The sequence below is a fragment of the Nonomuraea sp. NPDC054003 genome, from assembly GCF_055585125.1.
Window position 1 is genome coordinate 229,021 of the sequence record NZ_JBVJKR010000009.1, and the last position, 25,072, is coordinate 254,092.

At 71.7% G+C, this 25,072-nt stretch carries 24 protein-coding genes; 18 read left to right on the forward strand and 6 right to left on the reverse strand.

The window, feature by feature from the left end; genetic code table 11:
- The first annotated feature begins 16 nt into the window (after window positions 1–16).
- Window positions 17–661 carry a DUF1707 SHOCT-like domain-containing protein gene (locus ACZ6YG_RS24830; RefSeq protein WP_187280940.1) on the forward strand — a complete coding sequence of 215 codons (645 nt, stop codon included), beginning with the start codon at window positions 17–19 and terminating at the stop codon, window positions 659–661.
- On the opposite strand, the gene glpX is transcribed toward ACZ6YG_RS24830, so the two are convergent.
- Entirely contained in the window at window positions 662–1,696 is a 1,035-nt protein-coding gene (glpX, locus tag ACZ6YG_RS24835; RefSeq protein ID WP_148029191.1) for a class II fructose-bisphosphatase, read from the reverse strand. It lies immediately after the preceding gene.
- An 82-nt stretch (window positions 1,697–1,778) separates the two neighbouring features.
- On the opposite strand from glpX, the gene ACZ6YG_RS24840 reads away from it, so the two are divergent.
- The 3 genes from ACZ6YG_RS24840 (at window position 1,779) to ACZ6YG_RS24850 (ending at window position 3,308) form a co-directional block, all read left to right on the forward strand.
- Entirely contained in the window at window positions 1,779–2,390 is a 612-nt protein-coding gene (locus ACZ6YG_RS24840) for a TetR/AcrR family transcriptional regulator (RefSeq protein WP_148029192.1), read from the forward strand.
- Between the two features lie 11 nt (window positions 2,391–2,401).
- Window positions 2,402–2,938, forward strand: a complete 537-nt coding sequence (locus tag ACZ6YG_RS24845) for a DUF4245 domain-containing protein (protein WP_148029193.1) — start codon at window positions 2,402–2,404, stop codon at window positions 2,936–2,938.
- Window positions 2,939–3,077: 139 nt separating this feature from the next.
- Window positions 3,078–3,308: an exodeoxyribonuclease VII small subunit gene (locus ACZ6YG_RS24850; RefSeq protein ID WP_148029194.1), complete on the forward strand. Its 231-nt coding sequence runs from the start codon at window positions 3,078–3,080 to the stop codon at window positions 3,306–3,308.
- A 208-nt stretch (window positions 3,309–3,516) separates the two neighbouring features.
- Here the strand turns inward: ACZ6YG_RS24850 and ACZ6YG_RS24855 are convergent, their stop codons facing one another.
- On the reverse strand, window positions 3,517–3,924 hold the full coding sequence (locus tag ACZ6YG_RS24855) for a nitroreductase family deazaflavin-dependent oxidoreductase (protein WP_219544026.1): 408 nt from the start codon (window positions 3,922–3,924) through the stop codon (window positions 3,517–3,519).
- Between the two features lie 95 nt (window positions 3,925–4,019).
- On the opposite strand from ACZ6YG_RS24855, the gene ACZ6YG_RS24860 reads away from it, so the two are divergent.
- The gene (locus ACZ6YG_RS24860) at window positions 4,020–4,631 is read left to right on the forward strand and encodes a TetR/AcrR family transcriptional regulator (protein ID WP_466019330.1); all 612 of its coding nucleotides are present in this window, start codon (window positions 4,020–4,022) and stop codon (window positions 4,629–4,631) included.
- Here ACZ6YG_RS24860 and xseA read toward each other — a convergent pair.
- Window positions 4,609–5,811 (reverse strand): exodeoxyribonuclease VII large subunit, encoded by a 1,203-nt coding sequence (xseA, locus tag ACZ6YG_RS24865; RefSeq protein ID WP_148029197.1) that lies wholly within the window; start codon window positions 5,809–5,811, stop codon window positions 4,609–4,611. The two genes, ACZ6YG_RS24860 and xseA, sit on opposite strands and share 23 nt — an antisense overlap.
- On the reverse strand, window positions 5,808–6,719 hold the full coding sequence (locus tag ACZ6YG_RS24870) for a DUF8129 domain-containing protein (protein ID WP_466019331.1): 912 nt from the start codon (window positions 6,717–6,719) through the stop codon (window positions 5,808–5,810). The genes xseA and ACZ6YG_RS24870 overlap by 4 nt, the downstream gene beginning before the upstream one ends.
- 101 nt (window positions 6,720–6,820) lie before the next feature.
- Between ACZ6YG_RS24870 and ACZ6YG_RS24875 the strand changes: the two genes are divergently transcribed.
- Entirely contained in the window at window positions 6,821–7,786 is a 966-nt protein-coding gene (locus tag ACZ6YG_RS24875) for a 4-hydroxy-3-methylbut-2-enyl diphosphate reductase (protein ID WP_148029198.1), read from the forward strand.
- Here the strand turns inward: ACZ6YG_RS24875 and ACZ6YG_RS24880 are convergent.
- Entirely contained in the window at window positions 7,783–8,298 is a 516-nt protein-coding gene (locus ACZ6YG_RS24880; RefSeq protein WP_148029199.1) for a DUF6542 domain-containing protein, read from the reverse strand. The genes ACZ6YG_RS24875 and ACZ6YG_RS24880 overlap by 4 nt on opposite strands.
- 14 nt (window positions 8,299–8,312) lie before the next feature.
- The gene (locus ACZ6YG_RS24885; RefSeq protein WP_148029200.1) at window positions 8,313–9,569 is read right to left on the reverse strand and encodes a DNA recombination protein RmuC; all 1,257 of its coding nucleotides are present in this window, start codon (window positions 9,567–9,569) and stop codon (window positions 8,313–8,315) included.
- Window positions 9,570–9,653: 84 nt separating this feature from the next.
- On the opposite strand from ACZ6YG_RS24885, the gene ychF reads away from it, so the two are divergent.
- The 12 genes from ychF to ACZ6YG_RS24945 all read left to right on the forward strand — a co-directional run.
- The gene (ychF, locus tag ACZ6YG_RS24890) at window positions 9,654–10,730 is read left to right on the forward strand and encodes a redox-regulated ATPase YchF (protein WP_187280942.1); all 1,077 of its coding nucleotides are present in this window, start codon (window positions 9,654–9,656) and stop codon (window positions 10,728–10,730) included.
- A gap of 43 nt (window positions 10,731–10,773) precedes the next feature.
- Window positions 10,774–11,514 carry a class I SAM-dependent methyltransferase gene (locus ACZ6YG_RS24895; RefSeq protein ID WP_148029201.1) on the forward strand — a complete coding sequence of 247 codons (741 nt, stop codon included), beginning with the start codon at window positions 10,774–10,776 and terminating at the stop codon, window positions 11,512–11,514.
- Between the two features lie 115 nt (window positions 11,515–11,629).
- A complete protein-coding gene (locus ACZ6YG_RS24900) occupies window positions 11,630–11,908 on the forward strand; it encodes a hypothetical protein (protein WP_148029202.1) in 279 nt (92 codons plus the stop codon).
- A 682-nt stretch (window positions 11,909–12,590) separates the two neighbouring features.
- Window positions 12,591–13,346, forward strand: coding sequence for a conjugal transfer protein (locus ACZ6YG_RS24905; protein WP_261808299.1), 756 nt, complete (start codon window positions 12,591–12,593; stop codon window positions 13,344–13,346).
- Between the two features lie 75 nt (window positions 13,347–13,421).
- A complete protein-coding gene (locus ACZ6YG_RS24910; protein ID WP_231619207.1) occupies window positions 13,422–13,667 on the forward strand; it encodes a hypothetical protein in 246 nt (81 codons plus the stop codon).
- Between the two features lie 54 nt (window positions 13,668–13,721).
- Window positions 13,722–17,051 carry a TcpE family conjugal transfer membrane protein gene (locus ACZ6YG_RS24915; RefSeq protein WP_466019332.1) on the forward strand — a complete coding sequence of 1,110 codons (3,330 nt, stop codon included), beginning with the start codon at window positions 13,722–13,724 and terminating at the stop codon, window positions 17,049–17,051.
- Between the two features lie 47 nt (window positions 17,052–17,098).
- Window positions 17,099–19,576 (forward strand): ATP-binding protein, encoded by a 2,478-nt coding sequence (locus tag ACZ6YG_RS24920; protein ID WP_148029206.1) that lies wholly within the window; start codon window positions 17,099–17,101, stop codon window positions 19,574–19,576.
- Complete coding sequence (locus tag ACZ6YG_RS24925) at window positions 19,573–21,993, forward strand: type IV secretion system protein (RefSeq protein ID WP_466019333.1); 2,421 nt, start codon at window positions 19,573–19,575, stop codon at window positions 21,991–21,993. Before ACZ6YG_RS24920 ends, ACZ6YG_RS24925 begins: the two co-directional genes overlap by 4 nt.
- Window positions 21,994–21,996: 3 nt before the next feature.
- Window positions 21,997–22,623: a hypothetical protein gene (locus ACZ6YG_RS24930; protein WP_148029208.1), complete on the forward strand. Its 627-nt coding sequence runs from the start codon at window positions 21,997–21,999 to the stop codon at window positions 22,621–22,623.
- Window positions 22,620–23,711, forward strand: a complete 1,092-nt coding sequence (locus tag ACZ6YG_RS24935) for a C40 family peptidase (RefSeq protein WP_261808300.1) — start codon at window positions 22,620–22,622, stop codon at window positions 23,709–23,711. Before ACZ6YG_RS24930 ends, ACZ6YG_RS24935 begins: the two co-directional genes overlap by 4 nt.
- Complete coding sequence (locus tag ACZ6YG_RS24940; RefSeq protein WP_148029209.1) at window positions 23,708–24,103, forward strand: (deoxy)nucleoside triphosphate pyrophosphohydrolase; 396 nt, start codon at window positions 23,708–23,710, stop codon at window positions 24,101–24,103. Before ACZ6YG_RS24935 ends, ACZ6YG_RS24940 begins: the two co-directional genes overlap by 4 nt.
- Window positions 24,104–24,168: 65 nt before the next feature.
- A partial coding sequence (locus ACZ6YG_RS24945) for a hypothetical protein (protein WP_466019334.1) occupies window positions 24,169–25,072 on the forward strand: 904 nt, incomplete at its 3' end.

Genomic DNA, 25,072 nt, shown 5'->3' on the forward strand with positions numbered 1-25,072 from the left:
GGATATCGTGTTAGGCGTGAACGAACGCCCCGGATCCTGGCTCCCCCGCCTGCAGGAGGCCGGTGAACGGCTGGCCGAGGAGTGGGTGTCGGCCCGCCGCCCACCCAAGGACAAGCTCCCGCAGCCCGCCGAGCTGCGCGCGTCCGACGCCGACCGCGAGCGCATCGCCCAGGTGCTGCAGGACGCGCACGCCGACGGGCGGATCACGCTGGAGGAGCTGGAGGAGCGGCTCGGCGTCCTCTACTCGGCCCGCACGCTCGGCGAGCTGGCCAAGCTGACCGAGGACCTGCTGCCCGCCGACGAGCAGCCGCTCAACCTCGACGGCAGGCCGGTCTCCGCGTTCTTCCGCCAGCAGCAGCGGGGCGGGCGCTGGGTGGTGCCGGCGGAGCTGGACGTCACCGCCATGTTCGGCACCACCAAGCTCGACTTCCGCGACGCGATCCTGCAGAACAGCCGCGTCGTCATCAACGCCACCCTGGTCTTCGGCGGGCTGGAGATCCAGGTGCCGGAAGGGCTCGAGGTCATCCGGGTCACCAAGGACAAGACCGCACGGCTCACCAAGGGGCCCGAGGAGCCGGGCGCGCCCGTCGTCGAGGTGCGCACCACCAACTTCGTGGGTGACGTCTCGGTCAAGCAGCCCAAGCGCAGGCGCCGCCGCTGATCAGCCCGCGGTGTCGAAGTTGATCGCGCTGTAGGCGCGCAGCTTCCACAGCTGGTGCTCGCTCTCGATCTTGCGGATCGTGCCGGAACGCCCGCGCATCACCAGCGACTGGGTCATCGCCACGCCGCCGCGGTAGCGTACGCCGTCCATCAGCTCGCCCTGGGTGATGCCCGACGCCGCGAAGAACACGTCGTCGGACTTGACCAGGTCGTTCGTGGTCAGCACCTGGCCGAGGTCGAGCCCGGCGTCCAGCGCCTTGCGGCGCTCCGCCTCGTCGCGCGGCCACAGCTTGCCCTGGATGACGCCGCCCAGGCACTTGAGCGCGCACGCGGCCACGATGCCCTCCGGCGTGCCGCCGATGCCCAGCATCAGGTCGATGGCGGAGCCGCCGCGGGCCGCCATGATCGCGCCCGCCACGTCGCCGTCGGTGATGAACTTGATCCGCGCCCCGGTCTCCCTGATCTCCTTGACGAGCTGCTCGTGCCGGGGCCGGTCGAGCACCACCACGGTGACGTCGGCGGGCGAGCAGTGCTTGGCCCTGGCCACCGCCCTGATGTTGTCGCCCACCGGCCGCTCGATGTCGACCACGTCGGCCGCCTCCGGGCCGGTCACCAGCTTCTCCATGTAGAACACGGCCGACGGGTCGTACATCGAGCCGCGCTCGCTCACCGCGATCACCGAGACCGCGTCCGGCATGCCCAGGGCGGTCAGCCGGGTGCCGTCGATCGGGTCGACGGCCACGTCGCACTCTGGACCGCTGCCGTCACCCACCTGTTCGCCGTTGAACAGCATCGGGGCATGATCCTTCTCGCCCTCGCCGATGACCACCACACCGTTCATCGACACCGTGTTGATCAACTGGCGCATGGCGTTCACCGCGGCGCCGTCGGCGCCGTTCTTGTCACCCCTGCCCACCCAGCGGGCCGCGGCCATCGCCGCCGCCTCTGTAACGCGGACGAGCTCCAGAGCGAGGTTACGATCGGGGGCATGCTCGCCCGTGGCCAACGGCTCGGGCACCGAGGTCTGATCCGACATGATGTGTGAGGCCTCCTCGTGACGACTATCCCGATGGTAGTTGTCCCTGTATCCCCGGTCAGCGGAGGATAATGTGCCAACCATGAGCAGCGAAGCGCAACCGCCTGTGACAGGCCGCACATCCGAGCGTGGTGCGGCCACGCGCTCCGCGCTGCTGCGCGCCGCCAGAGACGTCTTCGTCTCCAAGGGCTTCGCCGAGGCGGGCGTGACCGACGTGGTGGCCAAGGCCGAGGCCAGCGTCGGCAGCCTCTACCACCACTTCGCCGGCAAGGCCGACCTCTACCTCACGCTGTTCGAGGAGTTCCAGACCCGGCAGGCGCAGCGCACCAAGCAGGCCGCGCGCGCCGCCCGCGAGGCCGGCGAGACCGACCCGATGCGGGTGTTCGTCAGCGCCGCCCGCGCCTATCTCGACGGCTGCCTGGCCGAGCGCGAGCTGGCCGCGCTGTTCCTGCGCGGCGACGGGCCGCCCGGCTTCGAGGTCGTCATGCGCGACCGGCTCCGCACGTGGGCCCGCCGCAACGCCGCGCTCTTCGACGACGACGAGAACGCGCTGGTGGTGGTCCTGACCGGCGCGCTGGCCGGCGCCGTCAGCGAGATCGTCCAGTCGGGCGACAGGAAGCTGGCCGAGAACGTCCTGGAGATCATCGGCCGGCTCCGACCCGCCGGGTCCGCGACCGGCCCCGCCCGCGGGTAACCTCGCTAACTGTGCGACGGTTCACCGAAGGTCTCCACGGCTACGTCGTGGCCGTGCTCGTCTGCCTGGCGGCGGTCGGGCTGTTCCTGCTGGTCACACCGAGAGGCCAGGCGGAGCACATCCCCAAGCGCGACTACTCCATCACGGTCGCCAACTTCTCCCGTACGGTCCCGTACACGGTGTGGGAGCCCGCCTCGGATCCCGCGGGGTGGATCTCCAACAGCAACCGGATCGCCGAGGGCGAGAACGGCGCCCAGGTCCTCCACATCGGCTACGCCACGGCCGCGCGCGAGCACGCGATGTTCATCCAGAGCGACGAGAAGCCCGCGGCGGAGTTCGCCAACCGCATGGCCAACTCCGACAAGGCCGTCGGCACCCAGCAGGTCGGCGGCGAGACGTGGGAGCGGCGCTTCCGCGAGGACAAGAAACAGCGCTCCCTGATCCGCGTGCTGCCCGACGTGACGCTGGTCGTGACCGGCACCGCCGACTGGCCGGAGCTCGGCCAGCTCGCGTCCGCGCTGCGAGAACGTCCCAAATCGGCCACCTGACCCGCCCCGGACGCTGCTAGCATCAGCGTCCGCGTGGAAGGACGCGCCTTGACGGGTGCCGGTTCTGCTGTCAACCACGTGCGAAGGCCCCCGCCCGAGGCGGGGGCCTTCCCTTTGGCGCGGCATTAGGGTGGGGAGCGTGGCTGACGAGAAGACGCCCTCGTACGAGCAGGCGCGCGAGGAGCTGACCGACGTGGTGCGCCGTCTGGAGGCCGGCGGGCTCACGCTGGAGCAGTCGATCGAGCTCTGGGAGCGCGGCGAGAAGCTGGCCGCCGTCTGCGAGGAGTGGCTGCAGGGCGCCCGGGTCAAGCTGGCCGCCGCCATGGCCCGCCGGGCCGAGCCGGGCACCCAGGACGACACCCCCTTCTGAACGCGGGCCCCGTCGGGGATGACCGGCCCGCCGCACTCCCCTTCCCGGCCCGCGGTCAGCTGAGCCGGGCGCGCAGGATGACCCGCCCAGCCGAGCCGGTCTGACAGGGCTGGCCCGCTCCCCGCACCTTCCAGACCGGCCCGCGGTCAGCTGAGCCGGTCTGACGGGGGTGGTTCGCTCCCCGCACCCTTCTTTTTTCGGCCTGTGGTCAGCTGAGCCGGTTGAGGGTGATGACGGGGATGACGCGGGTGGTCTTGGTCTCGTAGTCGGCGAAGCCGGGCGCCTTCTCCACCATGCGGGCGTAGAGCCGGTCGCGCTCCTGGCGGTCCACGACGGAGGCCTCGGCCTGGAACTCCTCGGTGCCGATCTCGACCTTCACCTCGGGGTTGGCGCGGAGGTTGTGGAACCACGCCGGGTTGTCGTCGGCCCCGGCCTTGGAGGCGATCACGACGAGCCGGCCGCCGTCCTCCAGGTACATCACCGGGCTGGTCACCTGCCTGCCCGACCTGGCACCCGTGGTGGTCAGCAGGAGCAGGTCGGCGCCCTCGAAGTAGCCGCCCACCTTTCCGCCGTTCGCCCGGAACTCCTCGATGACCTGCTGGTTGAAGTCGCTCATGGTTCCTCCTGTCAAGCGGAGAGCTCTCCGTATTGTGTCAACCGCGGAGCCTAACCGGAGATTCCTCCGGTTGCAACGCGCGTATGCTCGGATCCGTGTGCGGACGTCGCCAGCTGCCGGTGGTGGGGCAGCCCCAGCCGGAGCGCGCCGACGCGGCGCGCAACCGGCAGAAGATCATCGATGTCGCGGCCCGCATGATCGAGTGCCGGGGCGCCGACCAGCTCTCCCTGGATGAGGTCGCCAAAGAGGCCTGCGTCGGCGTCGGCACGGTCTACCGGCGCTTCGGCGACCGGGCCGGGCTGGTGTGGGCGCTCATCGACGAGCGGGAGCGCCGCTTCCAGGAGGCGTTCATGAGCGGCCCGCCGCCGCTGGGGCCGGGAGCGGCGCCGGCCGAGCGGGTCGGGGCCTTCCTCGCCGGTCTCGTGGACCGCGTCGTGTCGCAGCTCGATCTGTTTCTGCTGGTGGAGCTGGGCTCACCCAAGTCCAGGTTCGGCGGGCCCTATCGGGTCCACCATACCCACCTGGCCACGCTGCTGGCCGAGGCCAGGCCCGACGCCGACCCGCACTTCCTGGCCGACGCCCTGCTGGCCCCGCTCAACGCCCACCTGATCTCCTACCAGCGCGACGAGCGCGGCCTGACGGTCGAGGAGATCAAGGCGGGGGTCGCCTCCATCGCCGCAGCGGTCACGGCTCGGCCCGCACCGTGAGGCGGTCGTCGGGCAGCCGTACGGTGAGCTCGTCGCCCGGCGCGACCTCCCCGGCCCGGCGCACGACCTCGCCCGTCGGGCGCTGCACGATCGCATAGCCGCGCTCCAGCGTGGCCGCCGGCGACAGCGCCACCAGACGGGCACGCACGTGGCCGAGGTCGTCTCCGGCCCGGTCCAGCGAGCCCGACAGCGCGCGCCTGGCGCGATCGCGCAGCGCGTCGGCCTGCTCGGCGTGCCGCTCCAGCTCGCGCACCGGGTCGGCGAGCGAGGGACGCGAGCGCACGGCCGCCAGCCAGGACATCTCCCGGTCGAGCCAGCCGCTCACCACCCTGCGGCCGCGGTCGCGCAGCTGGCGCACCAGCGAGAGCTGCTCACCCACGTCGGGGACGACCTTCTTGGCGGCGTCGGTGGGGGTGGAGGCGCGTACGTCGGCCACCAGGTCGAGCAGCGGGCTGTCCTGCTCGTGGCCGATCGCGCTGACGACCGGGGTGCGGCACGCGGCCACCGCGCGCACCAGCGTCTCGTCGGAGAACGGCAGCAGGTCCTCCAGCGACCCGCCGCCCCTGGCGATGACGATCACGTCTACGCCGGAGTCGGCGTCGAGCCGGCCCAGCGCCTCGGTCACCTCGCCCACCGCGTACGGGCCCTGGACCGCGACCTCCTCCACCTTGAACCGCACGGCGGGCCAGCGGCGCCGCGCGTTCTCCAGCACGTCGCGCTCGGCCGCCGAGTCCCGGCCGCAGATCAGCCCGACCGTGCCGGGCAGGAAGGGCAGCCGCCGCTTGCGCTCCGCGCCGAACAGCCCCTCGGCCGCCAGCAACTGGCGCAGCCGCTCCAGGCGGGCCAGCAGCTCGCCCACGCCGACCGGGCGGATCTCCAGCGCGGTGAAGGCGAACGAGCCGCGGTTGACCCAGAAGTCCGGCTTGACGTGGACCACGACCCTGGCGCCGTCGGCGGGCCTGGGCATGGCGGCCTCGTACACCCCTCGCGGGGCCGTGACCCGGGCGGACACGTTGGCCACCGGGTCGCGCAGCGTCAGGAAGACCGTGCCGCCGCGCGCGCTCAGATCGGTGATCTGACCCTCGACCCAGACCGTGCCCAGCTTGCCGATCCAGCCGCCCACCATCTGCAGGACCGTGCGGACCGGCAACGGCGCCTCGGGCGTGGTCTTGGACGTCATTCGCCCGCGCGCAGCTTGGCCAGGCGGTTCTCGTACATGCGGATCACCTCGGGCCGACCCGAGGTGGCCTGCTCGTACGCGAGGTACTCGGCGATCTGCTCGCCGGTCTTGCCGCGCATGCGGGCGCGCAGCGACGCCACCGACAGCGAGGCGAAGCCGGGCAGCGGCTCGGTCAGCTCGCCCGCGCCCAGGGCCGGCTCGTGCTCGGCGACGGCGGCGGGGACGGTCTCGGCGGCCTCGGCCAGCTTCGCGGTCTCCGGCGCCTTGGCGGGCGCGGCCTTGGCCTTCTTGGCCTTCGGCTTCTCCTCGGCCTGCTCGGGCTCCGGCTCGGTGACGGTCACCGGCTGGGCGACGGCCGGCTCATGGGCGAGCGTCGGCTCGGAAGCGGGCTCCGGCGCGGCGGCGGGCTTGTCCTCCGGCTTGGGCCGCGCCTCGGTCTTCGCCTCGGTCTTGGCTTCGGGCTTGGTCTCGGTCTTGAGCTTGGCCTCGGGCTCGGGCTTCGGCTTGGTCTCCGGCTCGGGCTTGGTCTCGGCCTCCGGCTTGGTGTCCGGCTTGGCGGCCGGGCTGAAGATGACAGGGTCCGGCTTGGTCTTGGCGGTGCCGTTGGGCTCGGCCGCCTCCGGCCTGGGGGCGAAGATGACCGGCTCCTTGCGGGCCGGTTTCGCCTCCTCCTCGGCGGCGGCCGGCTTCTCGGCCGTCGCGGGACGGGATTCGAGGTCGTCCTTCTTCTCCTCGTCCTTGCCGCCCCTGAGCGAGTTCTTCACCCGGTCGACCAGCATGAGCGTCTGACCGGCGGCGCTGAGCGTGGTCTGGACGACGAAGAGCGGCAGCTCGCGGGCCTTCTCCTTGAGCCTGTCCTTGTCGGTTACGGTCTTGGCGATGTTGCGTATCACGTCGCTGAGGGACATGTACGTCTCCCTGGGAGGTCAGTGTGGAACGGCCAGTCTGGCAAAACGCGGGCACACGCGCACGCGCGGGCCGGTCGGCCGCTCCACGTAGCATATGGACTATGGAGCTCCACACCCCTACTTCCCGCCGCGTGCTCGTGGCCAGGCCGCGCGGTTACTGCGCCGGAGTCGATCGTGCCGTCGTGGCGGTCGAGAAGGCGCTGGAGCAGTACGGCGCGCCCATCTACGTGCGTAAGCAGATCGTCCACAACACCCACGTGGTCAAGACGCTCGAAGCCAAGGGCGCGATCTTCGTCGAGGAGACCGAGGAAGTGCCCGAGGGGGAGATCGTGGTGTTCTCCGCCCACGGCGTCTCTCCCGCCGTGCACGCCGAGGCCGAGCAGCGCGCGTTGCGCACCATCGACGCCACCTGCCCGCTGGTCACGAAGGTCCACAACGAAGCCAAGAGATTCGCCGGTCAGGACTATGACATCCTGCTCATCGGTCACGAAGGGCACGAGGAGGTCGAGGGCACCAGCGGCGAGGCGCCCGACCACATCAAGCTCGTCGACGGCCTCGACGCGGTCGACCAGGTCGAGGTGCGCGACCCCGGCAAGCTGGTGTGGCTGTCGCAGACCACGCTGTCGGTCGACGAGACCAACGAGACCGTCGCCCGGCTCAAGCAGCGCTTCCCGGCCCTGATCGACCCGCCCAGCGACGACATCTGCTACGCCACCCAGAACCGGCAGGTCGCGGTCAAGGAGATCGCCGCGGAGTCCGAGCTGGTGATCGTGGTCGGCTCCGACAACTCCTCCAACTCCAAGCGCCTGGTCGAGGTGGCCAAGGAACACGGCGCCGCGGCCGCCTACCTCGTCGACAACGCCACGTTCATCCATGACGAGTGGCTCGACGGCGTCACCACGGTCGGCGTCACCAGTGGGGCGTCGGTGCCCGAGGAGCTGGTGGAGGAGGTGCTGGCGCGGCTGGCGGGCCACGGCTTCGACGACGTGACCGAGGTCGAGTCGGTGCAGGAGAAGGTGCGCTTCGCGCTGCCCCACGAGCTGCGCAAGGATCTGCGCGTCTCCTAGTCCTCGCCCCTGGGCGTGCCGTAGACCCGGGGCTCGAAGTAACCTTCGGGCTCCGGCACGTACGGCTGCGGCTGGCGCGGGCGCGGCACCTCCGCGCCCGCCCGGAGCTCGTCGCGGAGCTCCCGCACGTTGTCGCGCAGCCCGCGCGCCCACGCCACGCCGAGCACGATCGCCGAGCCGGCGAACAGCCAGGGCGCGCCGCGCGACAGCGAGCCGTAGAGGCCGAGCGCGAGCGACTGCAGGATGCCCACGGAGACGAGCGCCCGTCCCAGCTCGACGAAGAGGGTCGCGACGAAGAACACCAGCGGCGGCGTCACCACCAGCGACAGCAGCTCGCGCGGGTTGACCAGCACCACGCCGAGCACGCACGCGGCCACGAACGCCAGGCCGACCAGCAGTTGCATGTCGAGCAGGGCGGCCAGCACGTAACCGCCGAGCGTGGAGACGAGCGTGAGCGCGATGGCGCCGCGGGCGGTCAGCCTGACGGCGGAACGCTTGCCTGTGCCGGTCACCGGCCCCACCCCCCTTATTGCGACCCGTTGGCCAACTTACCGTTCGTGTGTGTGATGAGAGACGTGGTTTCGAGCAGTTCGGGGGATGCCAGGGGTCGCGGCACGCCCTCGACCATCTCGGGGGAGTCGAGCTCGCCGTCGACGACGCCCAGATCGTGCAGTTTGCGTGCCGTGACCAGGACCCGGCTCTCCAGCGACCCGACGGTCTTGTTGTACATCTCCACGGTACGGGCCAGCGACCTGCCGAGCGACTCCACGTTCCGGCCCATCGAGGACAGTCTTTCGTACAGCTCCTTGCCCAGCTCGAACACCGCGCGCGCGTTCTCGCTCAGCGCGGCCTGCTGCCAGGCGTAGTGAGCGGTGCGGAGCATCGTGATCAGCGTGGTCGGGGTGGCGATGTGCACCCGGCGGGCCATCGCGTAATCCAGCAGGGCGGGGTCGCGCTCCAGCGCGGGCGCCAGGAACGCCTCGCCGGGGATGAACAGCACCACGAACTCCGGCGTGGGAGCGAACGCCTGCCAGTAGGACTTGGCGGCCAGCCGGTCGACGTGCTCGCGCACGTGCCGGGCGTGCGCGTCGAGCCGGACCGTGGCCAGCGACTCGTCGCCCGCCTCCGCGGCCTCCAGGTAGGCGGCCAGCGACACCTTGGCGTCTACCACGATGTTCTTGCCGCCTGCCAGCCGGACCACCATGTCGGGACGTACCGGGCCCTCGGCGACCTGCTCGTCGAAGTCGCAGTGGCGCTGCATGCCGGCGATCTCGGCGACCCGGCGCAGCTGCATCTCGCCCCATCGGCCGCGCGCCTCCGGTCGCTGCAGCGCCCGCACCAGCGCCATGGTCTGGGAGCGGAGCTGCTCGTGGCTGTGGCGGACGAACTCCATCTCCTTGGCCAGCTCCGCCCGGGCCGCGCGCTGGCCGGACTCGGTGTCGCGCAACTGCGTCTCGACCCGCGCCAGCGCGTCGCGCAGCGGCTCGACCAGGTGCTCGACGGCCTGCCTGCGCTGCTCCAGATCGCCGGCCGCCTCCGCCCTGGTGGCGGCGAGACGGGTCTCGGCCAGCTCCAGGAAACGCACGTTGTTGACGTCGAGCGCACGGGTGGACAGGGCCTGGAAGCGCTCGGCGAGCTGCTCCTCGACGTAGACGAGCTTCTCGCCGGCGGACTTGGCGCGCGCGTCGGCCTCGGCCACCCGCACCGCCGCCCTCGTCCTGGCCACGAGGAACCCGACGGCGGCGCCGATGAGCAGGCCGAGGAGAAGCGAGACGACATCCATCTGATCGATGATTGCAGCCCGTCCCGTCCGCATCGGCCCCCGACACGCCTGGCCGCCTTCGGGGAGCAAGTAAACTCGCTGGGCGTGAGCCTCTCCATCGGCATCGTCGGCCTGCCCAACGTCGGTAAGTCCACGCTGTTCAACGCGCTGACCAAGACCGGCAACGCCCTCGCCGCCAACTACCCGTTCGCCACCATCGAGCCCAACGTGGGCATCGTGGGCGTGCCGGACGAGCGCCTGCCCAAGCTGGCCGAGATCTTCGGCTCCGCCCGCATCCTGCCCGCCAAGGTGGAGTTCGTCGACATCGCGGGCCTGGTCAAGGGCGCGTCGGAGGGGCAGGGGAGGGGCAACCAGTTCCTCGCCAACATCCGCGACACCGACGCCATCTGCCAGGTGATCCGGGTCTTCGACGACCCCGACGTCACCCACGTCGACGGCGACATCTCCCCCAAGCGCGACATCGAGACGATCAACACCGAGTTGATCATGGCCGACCTGCAGACGGTCGAGAAGGCCATCCCGCGCCTGGAGAAGGAGTCTCGCCACAACAAGGACAAGAAGCCCGCGCTGGAGGCGGCCCAGGCCGCGCTCGCCGTCCTGGAGACCGGCAAGACCATCTTCGAGAGCGGGCTCGGCGGCCCCGACCTGCGCGAGCTCCACCTGCTGACGGCCAAGCCGTTCCTCTACGTGTTCAACGTCGACTCCGACGAGCTGGTCGACGACGCGCTGAAGGCCCAGATGTCGGCCCTGGTCGCGCCCGCCGAGGCGGTGTTCCTCGACGCCAAGCTGGAGTCCGAGCTGGCCGAGCTCGACGAGGAGGAGGCCATGGAGCTGCTGGAGTCCGTCGGCCAGCACGAGTCCGGGCTGAGCAAGCTCGCCCGGGTCGGCTTCGAGACCCTCGGCCTGCAGACCTACCTGACGGCCGGGCCCAAGGAGTCGCGCGCCTGGACCATCCCCAAGGGCGCCACCGCGCCGGAGGCGGCCGGGGTCATCCACACCGACTTCCAGCGCGGCTTCATCAAGGCCGAGGTGGTCTCGTTCGACGACCTCGTGGAGGTCGGCTCGATCGCGGCCGCCCGCGCGGCCGGCAAGGCCCGCGTCGAAGGCAAGGACTACGTCATGCAGGACGGCGACGTGGTGGAGTTCCGCTTCAACGTATAGCCGGTCTCCGAAAACCGGTTGTACGGGTCGATAGCGTCATTTCATGCCTGATCCGCACTACGCCGAGCCTCGGCTCGCCCGGATCTACGACGCGCTCGACGCCGACCGGAGCGATCTCGTCGCGTACGCCGCGATGGTGACGGAGTTCGGCGCGCGGCGGGTGCTCGACGTGGGCTGCGGCACCGGCGTGTTCGCCTGCCTGCTCGCGGCGCGCGGCGTCGAGGTGGTCGGCGTGGACCCCGCCGAGGCGTCGCTGGCGGTCGCCCGCGCCAAGCCGGGCGCCGGCCGGGTGCGCTGGATCCTCGGCGACGCCACCGTGCTGCCGCCGCTGCCGCCGATCCGGGCCGACCTCGCCACCATGACGGGCAACGTGGCCCAGGTCTTCCTCACCGACGACGACTGGCTCGCCACCCTGCGCGGCGTGCGCGCGGCGCTGCGGCCGGGCGGCGTGCTCGCCTTCGAGACCCGCGACCCCGCCCGCCGCGCCTGGGAGGAGTGGAACCCGGCCCGCACGCACGCCGTCACCGAGATCCCGGAGGTGGGCCCGGTCGAGTCGTGGAGCGACGTCCTGGACGTCTCGGGTCCGCTGGTGACCTTCCGCCAGACGTACGTGTTCGCGGCCGACGGCGCGGTGCTCACCTCGGACTCGACGCTGCGCTTCCGGGAGAGGGAGGAGGTCGGGCGCTCGCTGCGGGAGGCCGGCTTCCGCGTCGAGGACGTCAGGGACGCTCCGGATCGGCCGGGTCGCGAGTTCGTGTTCGTGGCCCGTGCCGCTGATGTGTGATCTGTCACAATTACCCGGAAGCTAAACATCTGATTGCGGGATCTCTTCCGCGTCAACCACTTGGGCCTCCCGCGCGTCGAACGGTCACGGCGGCCACGCTGACTCGGGAGGGCCCATGCTCCGTCGCATCATCAGGAACCGGCGTCCGGCGCCCAGACTCACCGGCATCAGCCTGGAGGAGGAGCTCGCGCTCCTGCGGGTCGAGCTGATGTACGGCCTGCGCGTCGACCGCGACGACTACCTCCGCATGAAGGCGGGCGAGCGCGAAGAAGTGGTGGCCCGGCTGCGCGGCCGCGACGCCGCCACGAGCGTGCTGGCGGAGCTGCGCGGCTCCCTGGAGCGCGCCGTCCACCCGGCAGGGCTCCGCGACCACCGCCCCGGCGAACCGGCCTGACGCCCCCGCGGCCGGGCAGTCCGGGGGTGGGAGCCCCGGCGTCCCGCGTCGCCGAACAGCCGGATCTCCGCCGGCCGTGCCCCGATGGCAGACCGAGCGGGTATCGGAGTCCGAGGAAATCGCAGGTCAAAGCCATTGCTCCGCCATGAGGACAGGTATTCGTGGCGGTCGGGTTATGCGTTCTTAGGTCTCTGGCCTGGTCGAATGCCCTTTCGGCAGGGAACACACACAAATCGGCGCGCCGGGTGCGTCCTATGCGGACTCGGTTTGCCCCTGGACGGCGATGCTTGCAGCATGGGCGTGGCTTTCCTGGAACAATGGCGGAGACCGGATAAGGTGACTGCTTCACCGCGGATGATGGGGATCGGCAACGGACGACACCGCGCCAGCCGGGGCGATTGGCGCGAGCGGAGGCGTGATGGCTCGTAGGTCAACCGTCCAGCACGGTCCTCGGACCACTGGCGGGCCCGAGCTTTCAGCACACCCCGACACCGGATACGACGCGCCGCCGCCGCGCAGGCCGCGGCGCGGCGGTTGGTCGGGTGGCGGCGGGCGGTGGCTCGTCTGGACGGGCCGCATAGTCCTGTGGGCGCTTATCGTAGTAATCGTGGTAAATGGGATCCGTGCCCCATTCGAGCGGTTTACCGGGCAAAACGCCGCCGCTCCGAATGAGTCTGCGCAAGTGGGCAGCGGTTTTCCCGACGACCAGGCCATGGCGTTCGCCGCCCAGTTCGCCGGCGTCTACCTGAATTTCAGCCCGGAAGACGCCGTGAGCAGGTCCAGCAAGCTGGCCGCCTTCGTCGCCGAGGGCATGGACCAGCAACTCGGCTGGGACGGCAACGGCAAGCTGGGCGCCGTCGCCATCCAGCCGTACGACATCGAGGTCGCCGACGACGCCAACGCCGTCGTCACGGTGGCCTTCCAGTCCGGCCCGCGCAGGCTCCACCTGTCGGTGCCGGTCTACTACTCGGGTGGCGACGACGGCCGGCGGTTCGTCGTCTCGGGCTGGCCCGCGATCCTGCCCGCGCCCGCCCCCGCCCAGCTGCCCCAGGTGGCCGGGCCGGAGACCGACGACGCGGCGACCGCCGAGCTCAAGCCGCAGCTGGAGGGCTTCTTCCGCAACTACGCCTCTGGCAACACCGCCGAACTTCAGCGTTACGTCACCGCCGGCACGAGCCTGCCGAGCTTCGCTGGCGCCTTCAGCTTCGCCGAGCTCAAAAGCGTCGTGGTGCCTGTGGGGGGTGCCACAAGAGAGATCGAGGCGGTCGTGGTCTGGGTCGTGCCCGGCAGCGCGCCCGCGTCCACCGACCCCGACGTCACCGCCGAACCCGGCGTGACGGACGGCCGCCTCCAGCAGGCATACCGCCTCACAGTCGAGAAACAGGGCGACAAATGGTACGTCGACGACATCCGTGGCGCCGGTCGTGTCGTCGGATAACAGCGTCCTGCTGATCGGCACCCCCCGGGAGGACAAGAAGTGATCGTGAAAACCCTATTGCTCAACCTGATCGAGATGACGCCGACACCCGCACCCACCGGCGTCAACACAGAAGGGCTCGCCGAGTTCCTGCGCGCGTTCTTCGCCCCGCTCTTCCTCGTCGTCGTGTCCGTGGTCGCGCTGTTCTTCCTCTTCACGCGCGAGATCACGCGGTTCGTGCAGTTCCTCATCCTGGCCGTGGCCATCGGAGTGATCTTCTACGTACCCAACATCATCGAGGTGACGGCCAAGGCGATCGCGGGTGCCCTCGGCATCCAGTAAGGGTTGAGACCACTCTCCTGTGGTCATGAACGAGCGGGTGGAGAGGAGGACCGCGTGGACCTGCCCACGTACACGAACATCTGGCGTATCGAGAAGCGGCTCTACAAGCTGTACGACCTACGGCTGCCCATGCCGCTCCCGATCGTCTGGATCGGCGTGTTCGTCGGCGTCTTCGTCCCGTGGTCGCTCCTGCTCTGGGTCATCGGCGTGCCGGTGGCGATGCCCTGGCACGTGCTCTTCCTGGTGCCGCCGGGCATCGTGACATGGCTGTCCACCCGGCCGGTCATCGAGGGCAAGCGGCTCACCGAGCTGCTGGAGTCCCAGCTGCGCTACCTGGGGGAGCCGAAGGCGTGGTACCGCCTGGCCTCCCTGTCGGAGCCCGACACCGTCACCTTCTCGGCCCGCGTCTGGCGCGCCTACCCCGTACGGGTCAAGGCCGCTCGCAAGTCCCGCAAGGCCGCTCGCAAGTCCCGCAAGCCCGCGCGCAAGCGCGCGCCGGCGACGGGTCCGCGGCAGGTCCGGCCCGCGGTGGCCGCCGCCGCTGCCGCCGCGGCCCAGGCTCCCGTGGCGGCCGCCCAGCTCACGGTCACGGTCGCGGAGTCGGCCCGGCTTCCCGCCACCGCGGTGGAGCCCGCCCGCACGGGCTGGGGCTCCCGGACCCGGCCCGGCGCTCCGCCCGCCCTCCCGTCCCAGGAGCCCGCGGCTCCGCCCGCCGACGATTCCGCTCCCGTACGTGAGCGGGTCCACTCGGGCGAACCCACCGCTTCCCGCATGCCGGTACGGGAGCTTCGCCTGGTTCGCGACACCGAGACGCCGGAGCGCGAGGCCGCAGAAGTGGAACGTCAGCCGGTTTCCGAGGGCGGGACCGTACCAGCGGTTCCGCCTTCCGACGTGCCGCCCGCGGCTTCGCAAGAGGAGGACTCTCGCGCGGACACCGGCGGACGCAGGTCGCGTCAGGAGACCGGGGCCAAGCCGATCGACACCGAAGCGCTGCGGCGCCTCCGCAAGCTGGCCGCCAGCGCCGACGGGCCCCCGGCCGGCGCCGCGCGCCCCGCGCCCGAGCAGGGGCGGGAGGACGAGGCGGCCAGGAGCCAGCACCGCAAGGGGCAGCCACCGAAGCTCAACCCCGCCCTGCTCGCCGAAGCGCAGCGGAGCTGGGCGCCGCTGACCCCCGACTCCCGGCCGGTCACGTTGTCTCGGCCTCTGCGCGGCTCCGACCAGGTGTTCCCCACCAGACGAGACGAGACCCCGAAAACAGCCGACACCTCCTCCGACCGGCCGTCCCCTCGTGAAGACAGCGCCCCCTCCGGGGAAGGCGCCGGTACGCCGGGTGGGCGAGCATCCTCCTCGCCGGTCGTACGGGACAGTGAGTCCCCGCCCGAGGAGGTTGCCTCGCCGGACGCGCGGGATGGCGCGCCGGGTGCGGAGTCCCCGTCCGGGGACGCCTCATCGGTCGGGCGCGGTGGTGTTCCGGGTGGGGAGTCCCTGTCCGGGGAGCATGGCAGGACGGATGCTGAGGGCTCGCACGAGATCCGAGAAGGCGAGGACGCGGCGAGTGCGTCCGGTACTCCCGGGCCTGCCGAGCACGAGGGGGACGGCGCGACGGCGCGGTCCGAGCGTGGGCGGGAAGAGACCGAAGCCGTCGAAGAGCAGGACTTGCCCGTAACCCAGGAGGGTGCGGGCGAGGTACGCCTCGTGGTGGACACGTCGGTGCGGCGCCGCGGACTTCGGGCGGTGTCCACCGACCCCGAGCCTGCCGATCGCCCAGAGGCTCAGGCCGCCGGCGAGCATCCCGTACCGGACCCGGAGACGCGGTCCGAAGCAGGGCAGGACACGGACACCGCTCGCGGGCAAGAGACGCACGCCGACGACTCGCACGACGCGCAGCGCGGGACGCGCGCTGGGAGCGGGCAGAAAGCAGCTCCCGGGACACGGGCTGGCGATCGGCGGGAGGCACGCGCGGGGACGGGCGCTGGCGAGTCGCGTGAGGCGGAGCGCGGGACGCGCGGTGGGGATGCGCGGGAGGGACGCCTCGGGACGCGGGCTGGCGACCGGCGGGATGCACGCGCGGGAGCGGGTGCCGAAGACTTGCGGGACGCGCCTTCTGGGAAGCGTGACGGTGACTTGCGGGATGTGGAGCGCGGGGTCCGGGCTGAGGATGGGCGGGATGTGCCTGGGACTCGCGACGGAGACCCGCGCGACTCGGAGCGTGGGTCGCGGGCTGGCGGCGGAGGGGATGCCCAGCTCGGGACTCGTGCTGGTGAGTCGCGGGATGCGTCTTCTGGGAAGCGCGCTGATGAGGGCCGGGCTGCGGGTGGGCGGGACCTGCGCGATGGTGGGGTGCGGGACGTACGGGGTGATGGGGGTAGGCGGGATGTCGAGGGTGCTGATGGGGTGATCGTGCCGGGGCCTCGGGCGGGGGAGGCCAGGGTGCGGCGGGTCGAGTCCGTCGTGGGGCGGGACTCCGGCGGGTGGCGGCGGGTCGCGCGGGTCGTGGTCGGCGGGAACGGGGTGCGCGGCGACGGGTCCGAGATCGACGAGGCGCGGGCCAGGAGCGTGTTCAGCGGCAGCCGCCGGATCGTGGTGCTCGGCTGCACGGGCGGCGCGGGTCAGAGCACGACGGCGCTGATGCTGGGTCACACGCTGGCCCACTACCGCGACGACCGCGTGGTGGCCGTCGACGCCAGCAGTGGCGCGAGCACGCTGAGCAGCAGGATCGAGCCGGAGACGCCCGAGACGCTGACGTCGCTGCTGGCCGGGCTGCCCCAGGTCGGCGGCTACCTGAGGATGCGCGGCTACACCACCCGCACCTCCTCGGGCCTGGAGGTGGTGGGCGCCGACGGCGACGCGGAGGCCGAGCAGCGGCTGGCCGACCGCAGTCTCTTCTCGGACGACCGGCTGGGCGACGCCCTGGCCCTGCTCGACCGGCACTACAAGCTGACCGTGATCGACCCGGCCGCCGCGCTGGCCGCACGCGTGCTCCCGTACGCGGACCAGCTCGTGCTCGTGGTGCCCGCCAGCGAGGAGGCGCCCGAGGCGGTCGGGATGACGTACGAGTGGCTCGACGGCCATGGCTGCGCCGACCTGAGGCGGCGCGCGGTCATGGTGGTCAACGGGGTGAGCAGGCGTTCGATGCCGGACGTCGAGCAGGCGGAGGCGGTGGCCAGCGGCAGGTGCCGGGCCATCGTCAGGGTGCCCTGGGAGGACGACCTGGCCCCCGGCGGGGTGGAGGTCGTGGATCCCGGGCGGTTGCGCACGGCCGGCAGGAGGGCGTACCTGGCGCTCGCGGGGGTCGTGGTCGCAGGCTTCGCGGCACAGAGGATCCGACCTAGCGAAGAGGAGTTGGCGAGTGACCCCCCGGGCACGAGAATCGGTGAGCGTTAAGTGAACATCCGAGCAGGTCTGGCCCGTTCATGCGCTGAGGGGGCGGCATGAGCAGGGCGTCCCGTGCGCAGCAGCGCCTGGCCGTCCGCTTCTTCGACGACCGCATCCTGCTCACGGACACGTGCGCGTGGGCGTACTTCCGCCTTCCGACGGTCAGCTACGAGTTCGTCACGCCGGAGGAGCGCGAGGCGCTGGCCACCAACATCACGATCGCGCTGGCCGCGATCAGGATGCCCGACGCCGAGGTGCACCTGCGGGTGGCGCATCGGGCCTACCCGGCGGCCGAGTGGGCGATGGCGCTCAACGGCACCTCCGACGAGGGGCCTGGGTGGCGCGACTACCTGGAGGAGATGTACCGCCACGTCTGGGCCAAGGACTTCTGGACCAAGGAGGTCTATCTCGGGGTCCGGCTGGGGGCGCGGGGCAAGCAGCTCGGCGCGGGCGCGCTGGCCCAGCTTCTCGGGTTCTACCAGCGTACGGAGAAGGTGCTGGGCCTGGATGACGACCACGTGCCGGACGGCGAGATCACGCGCTGGACCGAACAGGCCGAACGGCTCGGGCGGGCACTCGCCTCCAGCGCCCTCTACGCCAGGCACGCCACCTCCACGGAGGTGGCGTGGTTGTTCCAGCACGCGGCGGCGGGCGGGCTCGCCGACGGGCCGCCGTCGGCCAGCCCGAAGCGGCGCTGGGGCAAGGGCGAGATCGAGGCGCTGGTCGAGGGGGAGATCCACAACGGCCGGTCGCTGCTGCGCGTCGTGCAGCCGCAGGGCGACTCGTACGTGGCCCACCTGTCGTTCGCGCGGTTCCCCGACCTGATGCCGTTCCCCGACGGCGAGCCGTGGATGCACTTCGCCGACCAGTTGCCGTTCCCGGTGGAGATCTCGTCCAGGATGCGGCTGATCCCGCCGGTGAAGGCGTCCCGCGACGTGGCGCGCAAGCTGGCGCACGCCCGCGACATGGACATCCACATCCGCGAGGCGGGCGCGGAGGCGCCGCTGGCGCTGGCGGAGCAGATCGACGCGGCCCGGATGCTGGAGCACGGCATCACCAAGGAGCGGCTGCCGTTCGTGTACGGGTGGCACCGGCTGATCGTTTCGGCCCCGACCGAGGACATCTGCGTGCAGCGGGTGGAGGCGGTCGTCGAGCACTACCGCGACATGGGCATCGACGTGGTGAACTCGACGGGCGACCAGTTCTCGCTGTTCTGCGAGTCGCTGCCGGGCGAGCGGGTCAAGATCAACGCCTATGCCCAGCGGCAGCCGCTGCGGACGATCGCGGGCGGCATGGCCACGGCGACCGTCGATCTCGGCGACCGGCTCGAACATGACGGCGAGGGCTGGCTGGGCCCCTACATCGGCGAGACCGTCGGCCGGGCCCGCAGCATCGTCCACTTCGATCCGCTGCTGGCCGCGAGCCGCAACCGGCCCACGGCGATCGCGATCACCGGCGAGCCGGGCGGCGGCAAGACCACGCTCGCGCTGCTGATGATCTACCAGATGGCGCTGCGCGGCGTCACGGTGGCGGTGATCGACCCGAAGGGCGACGCCGAGTCGCTGGTGCGGCTGCTCGACAAGCGGGGCCGCAAGGCGCGGATCATCCCGCTCGGGGCGGCCGCGCCCGGCCTGCTCGACCCGTTCTCGTTCGGCGACGACATCGCGGCCAAGAAGACGATGGCCACCGAGACGCTCCGGCTGCTGCTGCCGCGCATGTCGGAGGAGCGCGAGTCGGCCATGATCCAGGCGGTGGCGGCGGTGTCCAACCAACCGGACCCGTCGCTCGGCAAGGTCGTCGACCACCTGGAGCGGGCCGAGGACGCCGCGTCGAAGAACCTCGGCGCGGTGCTGCGCTCGATGTCCGAGATGCACCTGGCCAGGCTCTGCTTCGACCCGTCAGGCGGCGACCAGATCGACAGCGAGGGCTGGACCACCGTGTTCACGCTCGGCGGGCTGACCCTGCCGGACGTGGCCACGACCAGGGACGACTACTCCTACGAGCAGCGGCTCTCGGTGGCGCTGCTCTACCTGGTGTCCCAGTTCGCCCGGCGGCTGATGAACGGGCTCGACCGGCGCGCGCCCAAGGCCATCTTCCTGGACGAGGCGTGGGCGATCACCTCCACGCCGGAGGGCGCGAAGCTGGTGCCCGAGGTCAGCCGGATGGGCCGCTCCCGCAACACCGCGCTGGTGCTTGTCAGCCAGAACGCGGGCGACCTGCTCAACGAGCAGGTGACGAACTGCCTGTCGTCCGTGTTCGCCTTCCGGTCGACCGAACGGGTGGAGGTCGACCACGTGATGTCACTGCTCGGGGTGGAGCCCCTGGAGGAGCACAAGGCCGTGCTCCGCTCGCTGGGCAACGGGGAGTGCGTGTTCCGCGATCTGGACGGCAGGGCGGGCCGCATCGGGGTGGACCTCATCTCGGAGGAACTTCTCCGTTGGCTCGACACGAACCCGACGCACGACAAACCCGACGGCGACGGGCATGATGATCTTCAGGGGGGCATCGGCAGGGCGCAGGAGGTGCGGTCATGAAGATCCGGCTACCCAGGCGGTGGGCGCTCGCCGTGGTGACGGTGCTGCTCGGCTTCGTCGTGGTGCCCGTCGTGATCGGCGCCACGTCGCCGGCCGCGGCCGCGCCCTGCGACCTGTCGGGCGAGCTCGCGCCCGAGGTGATCGGCAGCGGCGTCGACGGCATGATCCAGCCACCGGTCCCCGAGGGCGGCGCGGCGCAGCCCGTCACCAACTACGGCCAGTTCGGCATGTCCGGGCAGTTCTGGCACACGCACGAGCTGGGCTGCTCCGACATCGCCGCCGTGCTCGGCAACTCCTGGGCCAACACGATCTTCCTGTGGGCCAAGGCCATCGACCGGCTGACCATCACGACGTACCAGGCCGCGGCCACCGAGGGACCGCTCCAGGCGATCAAGGACGTGGTCGACGACATCGTCACGAACCTGTCGCAGGCCATGTACTGGCCGTATCTCCAGCCGGTCGTCATCCTCGGCGCGATCTGGCTCGCCTGGTACGGGCTGATCCGCAAGCGGGCCACCACCACCGCCGAGGGCGTGATCTGGATGGTGCTCGCGGTCACGGTCGCGACCTGGTTCCTCAGCCGGCCGCAGGACTTCACCGGGCTGGGCAAGGTCGTCACGGACAAGACCGGCGAAGTGGTCAACTCCGCCTTCTCCGGCCTGCCCGGCGCGGGCGGCGCGTCCTGCCTCCCGCCGCCCGGCGAGACCAACCCCCAGGTGCGGGCCGGCGGCTTCGGGCAGAACGGCACGCCCGGCGTCGACCAGAACGCCGACGCCCTCTGGTCCACGCTGGTGTGCAAGCCGTGGCTGATGGGCATGTTCGGCACCGCCGACCCCAACCAGCCGATCGTGCGCGACTTCGGCCGGGTCATGCTGGAGACCCAGTCCATCCCGGCCGCGACGGCCGAGAATCCTGCTCCCGACGTGGGCGCCCACCAGGCGAAGTACGCCGAGGTCGCCGACAAGCTGAGAAACGACTCGCGCTACTTCATCTTCTCCGGCCGTGACTGGACGAGCCGGCTGGGCGTGGCCATCGGGGCGCTGATCGCCGCCATGGTGGCCGGGGTGCTCATCTTCCTGGTGGCGGTGTCGCTGCTGGTGCTGAAGGTGGGCTTCCTGCTGTTGCTGATACTCGGGCCGGTGTTCCTGCTCATCGGCGTGCATCCGGGCAGCGGGCGGATCATCGCCATGCGCTGGGTGGAGATGCTCGTCGGCACGCTGCTCCGGCAGGCCGTGCTGGCGCTCGTGCTCGGGGTGCTCGTGTACGGGTACGCGCTGATCATCTCGACGGCGATGCCATGGGGGCTGCAGATCCTGTTCATGGCGTTGCTGACGATCGCGGTGTTCTTCTACCGCAGACCGTTCCAGCACCTGTTCGCCTCGATCAACGGGCACACGCTCGCCACCCGGATGCTCGGCGAGGCGGCCAGCTCGCGGACCTTGGAGCGCTCGGCGAACGTGCTGCCGCCGGTGGCGTCGGCGCGGATCGGGCGCTGGGGAGTGCGCAAGGCCGAGCCGCTCATCACGGCCGCGGCGTCCGGAGGGGTGGCCGGCGCGGCCGCCGCCGGGGTCGCCCAGGGGCGGGCCAGGGGCGAGGAGGGCGAGGGCGCCTCGGGCGTGCGCGTGCCCGCGCCGCTGGACAAGGAGCAGCAGGGCGCCAAGGGCGTCGGCAGGGGCGTGCCCGAGGCGCGCAAGGGCGACGCGCCGCCGCTCAACCTGAACGGGGCGAACGGGCGGGGCGGCGCTGCCGGGCGCGGTCCCGTGCGGTCGGGCGCCGGTGCGGGCGGAGCCCGGGCGGCCGGTGGTCCCCGGGGCTCGGGCGGCTCCGGCTCGGGCGGCCCCCGGGTTTCCGGCGGGTCCGGAGGCGGTGGCGCCGGTGGGTCCGCCGGCTCTGGTGCGTCCGGCGGGGGCGGTTGGTTCGGCGGTGCCGGTGGTGGCTGGGCGCCGCGCGGCGGGGCCTCGTCGAGCGGTTCGCGCTCGCGCTTCGGCGGGTCGGGTGGCTCTGGCGGGTCCGGTGGCTCACGGTCCGGGGGTTCCGGATCGGGCCGGTCGCGGTCCGGCGGCGGGTCGTTGTTCGGCGGATCAGGCGGATCGGGCGGTTCCGGGTCGGGTCGGTCGCGGTTCGGCGGGTCCGGTGGCGGTTCCGGTTCCGGTGGGTCGTTGTTCGGCGGCGGGTCGCGGTCCGGCGGGTCGCGGTCCGGGCGCTCCCGGTGGAGCGACAACGGGTCCTCCGGCGGCGTCTTCGGCCGCAACCCCGACGGCCGCGTCTTCGGGGGCGGCTCGGGAGGCGGGTTCTTCGACCGCTCCGACTCCGACCGGCGCGGCTCCGAGCCGCCGCCGCTGTGGGGCAGCAGCTCGCGCAGGAGCGAGCCCGAGGTGCCCTTCTGGCTCAACCCCACCAACCCCGACAAGGACTAGACCGTGGCGCAGCCGGGTGACAGGCGAGGGCTGGTCTTCGCCGCCATCGTGGTGGTGGTCGCCGCCGTCGGCCTCTACCTGACCATGTGGCCGGACTCCCGCGAGCCCGCCGCCGAGGAGCGGGCCGCGCCCCGTATCACCACCTCGCCCGTCATCCCGGCCACGCCGCTGGCGACCGCCAGCGGCGCGCCGTTCGACGTCTACGCCTACCTGCCCATGTCGAAGGAGCAACTGGCCGCCGCCGCCGATCTGGCCGAGCGGTTCACGGCCGAGTACGCGACGTTCCGCCATGACGAGGATCCGGCCGCGTACGCGGCCCGGGTGCGCCGCTACACCACGGCCGACCTGGGCAACGTGCTCGCCCGTACCCTCACCTCGCCCGGCACCGTGGAGCAGAACCGCGCCGACCAGGTGGTCTCCACGGCCACGGCGAAACTCCGGGAAATCAGGCAGATCGAGAAGGCGTCCATCGTGTTCGTGGTCTCCGGAACGCAGCAGATCACCGCGAAGAGCGGCACCCGGCAACTGTCGGGGGACTACGCGGTCACGGTCAGCCAGCTCGGCTCCGACTGGCGCGTGTTCGACCTCCAGCCGGCCAGCGAGGGCCAGGAGGGGGACACCCAGGGGTGAACCGGACCCGGGCCGTCGTCGCGGCCGTCGTCGCCGGGGTGCTCGTGCTGCTCCTGGCCATCATCTCGCCGATGCTGATGACCTCGATCCCCTCGATCATCGGCTCCGGCGGCGAACTGCCCGACTGCACCGACGACGGCGCCGGCGTGCAGGAGGCGTCCGACTCGGCCGCCGCCGACATCCCGTCCGAATACCTGAAGCTGTACAAGGAGCACGGGGAGAAGTTAGGGGTCCAGTGGACGATCCTGGCCGCCGTGGGCAAGCGTGAGACCGATCATGGCCGGTCCACCCTGCCGGGGGTGAAGAGCGGCACCAACTACGCCGGGGCGGCCGGGCCGATGCAGTTCCTGATCAGCACGTGGGGCGGCAAGGCCAGGATCCCGGTGTCGTCGCGGTTCAACGGCTACGCCTCCGACGGCGACGGTGACGGCGTCGGCGACGTCTACAACCCGGCCGACGCGATCCTCGGGGCGGCCAAGATGCTCAAGCGCAACGGCGCCCCGGAGAACGTGCGGCGGGCGCTGTTCGTCTACAACCGCGCCTGGTGGTACGTCGACCAGGTCGAGGAGATCGCCCGCAAGTACGCCGAGTCCGGGGAGGTCGAGGTGCCGCCGGAGGCTGACGACGCGTGTGACGAGCCGCTGGTCGAGGCCGCGCCCAGCGACGTGGTGGCCAAGATTCTCGGCTTCGCGCTGGACCAGCGGGGGAAGCCGTACCTCTGGGGCGGCACCGGGCCGGACGCGTTCGACTGCTCGGGCATCATCTACGCCGCGTACCGGCACGCGGGGCTGTCGATCCCGCGCACCACGTTCGGGCAGTGGCCGTTCGGGGTGAAGATCCAGCAGGGCGACGAGCAGCCGGGCGACCTGGTGTTCTTCGACTCGGGGCCGGGCACGGGACCGGATCGGCCGGGGCACGTCGGGCTGGTCGTGTCGAAGGGCAAGATGGTGGAGGCGCGCTGCCGCCTGTGCGGGCCGATCAAGGTGACCAGTTACGAGGGCCGCGACAAGATCGTGGGCTTCACCCGGCCGCTGCAGAACCCCGACGTGCAGGGCCAGCTCGCCAAGCTGGGGGATCCCGCGCTATGACGGTGATCGTGGTGGCCGCGGTGATCGTCGGGCCGGGCGGTCGGGTGCTGGCCGCGCAGCGGGCCGAGCCGCCGGCGCTGATGGGCGGGTGGGAGTTCCCCGGCGGGAAGGTCGATCCCGGGGAGGGCGAGATCGAGGCCCTCGTACGGGAGTGCCGCGAGGAGCTCGGCGTGGAGATCGAGGTGGGCGAGCGGGTGGGCGGCGACTGGCCGCTGTCCACCGGCGGCTACGTGATGCGCGCCTGGCTGGCCCGCGTCGCCTCGGGAACCCCGCAGGCCCGTGAGCACCTGGCGTTGCGTTGGCTGGAACCCGGGGAGTACTACGACGTGGCCTGGCTGGCGGCGGACCTGCCTCTGATGGAGGCGGTGGAGAAACTCCTCGCACAGGATTGAGACGTCGCTCTCGGTGACATAACGATTACTAAGCGTTATTTCGTCACGTCGGGGGAGGCGTCACGATGAACCGTGGCTGGATGGTGGCCGGGGTCCTGGCCCTGGTGGCGGCCCCGGTCGTGCCCGCGGCAGCGGCGGGCGTGGCCATGGTGCTGGAACGGGTGGATGATCCCGCCGGCATGGTCAGGTGGATCAGGACAGGCGACGTGCTCCGGTACGAGGTGCGGCTGAGCGGCATGGCCGAGGACGCGAGTCTGGCGGTGGCGGCGACGCCCGTGCACTCGCTCACCGGGCTGTCCTGTGCTCGTCATGTCCCTCCATCCGACACGCCCGACCCCGGGGGCGCGGAGATCACCGCCCGGGCGCTGGCCGCCCGTGCGCTGACCGCGCCCGAGGGGGTGGCGGTGCCCGGGGCGCAGGCGTGCCACTTGGGGGACGTCTCGTCGGAGAAGGCCGTACAGGTGGTGCTGTCCGTGCCGTCGGGCGCCGAGGAGGTGGAGGTGGCGGCGGTGGCCCGGCTGCGTGAGGGGGACGGCGGCCTGACGACCATCCTGCGCACCGCCACCACTTCCGTCGCCGATGAATCCTCCACCATGAACGGCCCCGCGGCCCCCGTCCCGGACCCGTGGGATGAGTCGCGGGACCCGCGCGCCGTCGAAGAGCGGGAGTTCGGCCGCTGGGAGGCGGGCGAGCGCGCGCGGCGCGAGACGTGGCAGGAGTGGCCCGGCGACCGGCGGCGGATGCGCGCCGCCGAGCCGGCGCGCCGGCCCGAGTACGGGGAGGACAGGGCGGCCTGGCGACCTGAGCGGTGGACTGGCTGGGAGAGGTCGGCGCGTGACCGCGAGGGTCACGTGGCCGAGCCTGGTCACGTGCGTGACCGCGAGGGTCACGTGGCCGAGCCTGGTCACGTGCGTGACCGCGAGGGTCACGTGGCCGAGCCTGGTCACGTGCGTGACCGCGAGGGTCCGT

Bases quoted from the DNA above. Each gene is read 5' to 3' on its own strand.
- ACZ6YG_RS24885 (WP_148029200.1), bottom strand. From the start codon at position 9,569: ATGGATGTCGTCTCGCTTCTCCTCGGCCTGCTCATCGGCGCCGCCGTC.
- glpX (WP_148029191.1), bottom strand. From the start codon at position 1,696: ATGTCGGATCAGACCTCGGTGCCCGAGCCGTTGGCCACGGGCGAGCAT.
- ACZ6YG_RS24910 (WP_231619207.1), top strand. From the start codon at position 13,422: ATGACGCCGACACCCGCACCCACCGGCGTCAACACAGAAGGGCTCGCC.
- ACZ6YG_RS24875 (WP_148029198.1), top strand. From the start codon at position 6,821: ATGGAGCTCCACACCCCTACTTCCCGCCGCGTGCTCGTGGCCAGGCCG.
- ACZ6YG_RS24895 (WP_148029201.1), top strand. From the start codon at position 10,774: ATGCCTGATCCGCACTACGCCGAGCCTCGGCTCGCCCGGATCTACGAC.
- xseA (WP_148029197.1), bottom strand. From the start codon at position 5,811: ATGACGTCCAAGACCACGCCCGAGGCGCCGTTGCCGGTCCGCACGGTC.
- ACZ6YG_RS24920 (WP_148029206.1), top strand. From the start codon at position 17,099: ATGAGCAGGGCGTCCCGTGCGCAGCAGCGCCTGGCCGTCCGCTTCTTC.
- ACZ6YG_RS24855 (WP_219544026.1), bottom strand. From the start codon at position 3,924: ATGAGCGACTTCAACCAGCAGGTCATCGAGGAGTTCCGGGCGAACGGC.
- ACZ6YG_RS24870 (WP_466019331.1), bottom strand. From the start codon at position 6,719: ATGTCCCTCAGCGACGTGATACGCAACATCGCCAAGACCGTAACCGAC.
- ACZ6YG_RS24840 (WP_148029192.1), top strand. From the start codon at position 1,779: ATGAGCAGCGAAGCGCAACCGCCTGTGACAGGCCGCACATCCGAGCGT.
- ACZ6YG_RS24925 (WP_466019333.1), top strand. From the start codon at position 19,573: ATGAAGATCCGGCTACCCAGGCGGTGGGCGCTCGCCGTGGTGACGGTG.
- ACZ6YG_RS24940 (WP_148029209.1), top strand. From the start codon at position 23,708: ATGACGGTGATCGTGGTGGCCGCGGTGATCGTCGGGCCGGGCGGTCGG.
- ACZ6YG_RS24900 (WP_148029202.1), top strand. From the start codon at position 11,630: ATGCTCCGTCGCATCATCAGGAACCGGCGTCCGGCGCCCAGACTCACC.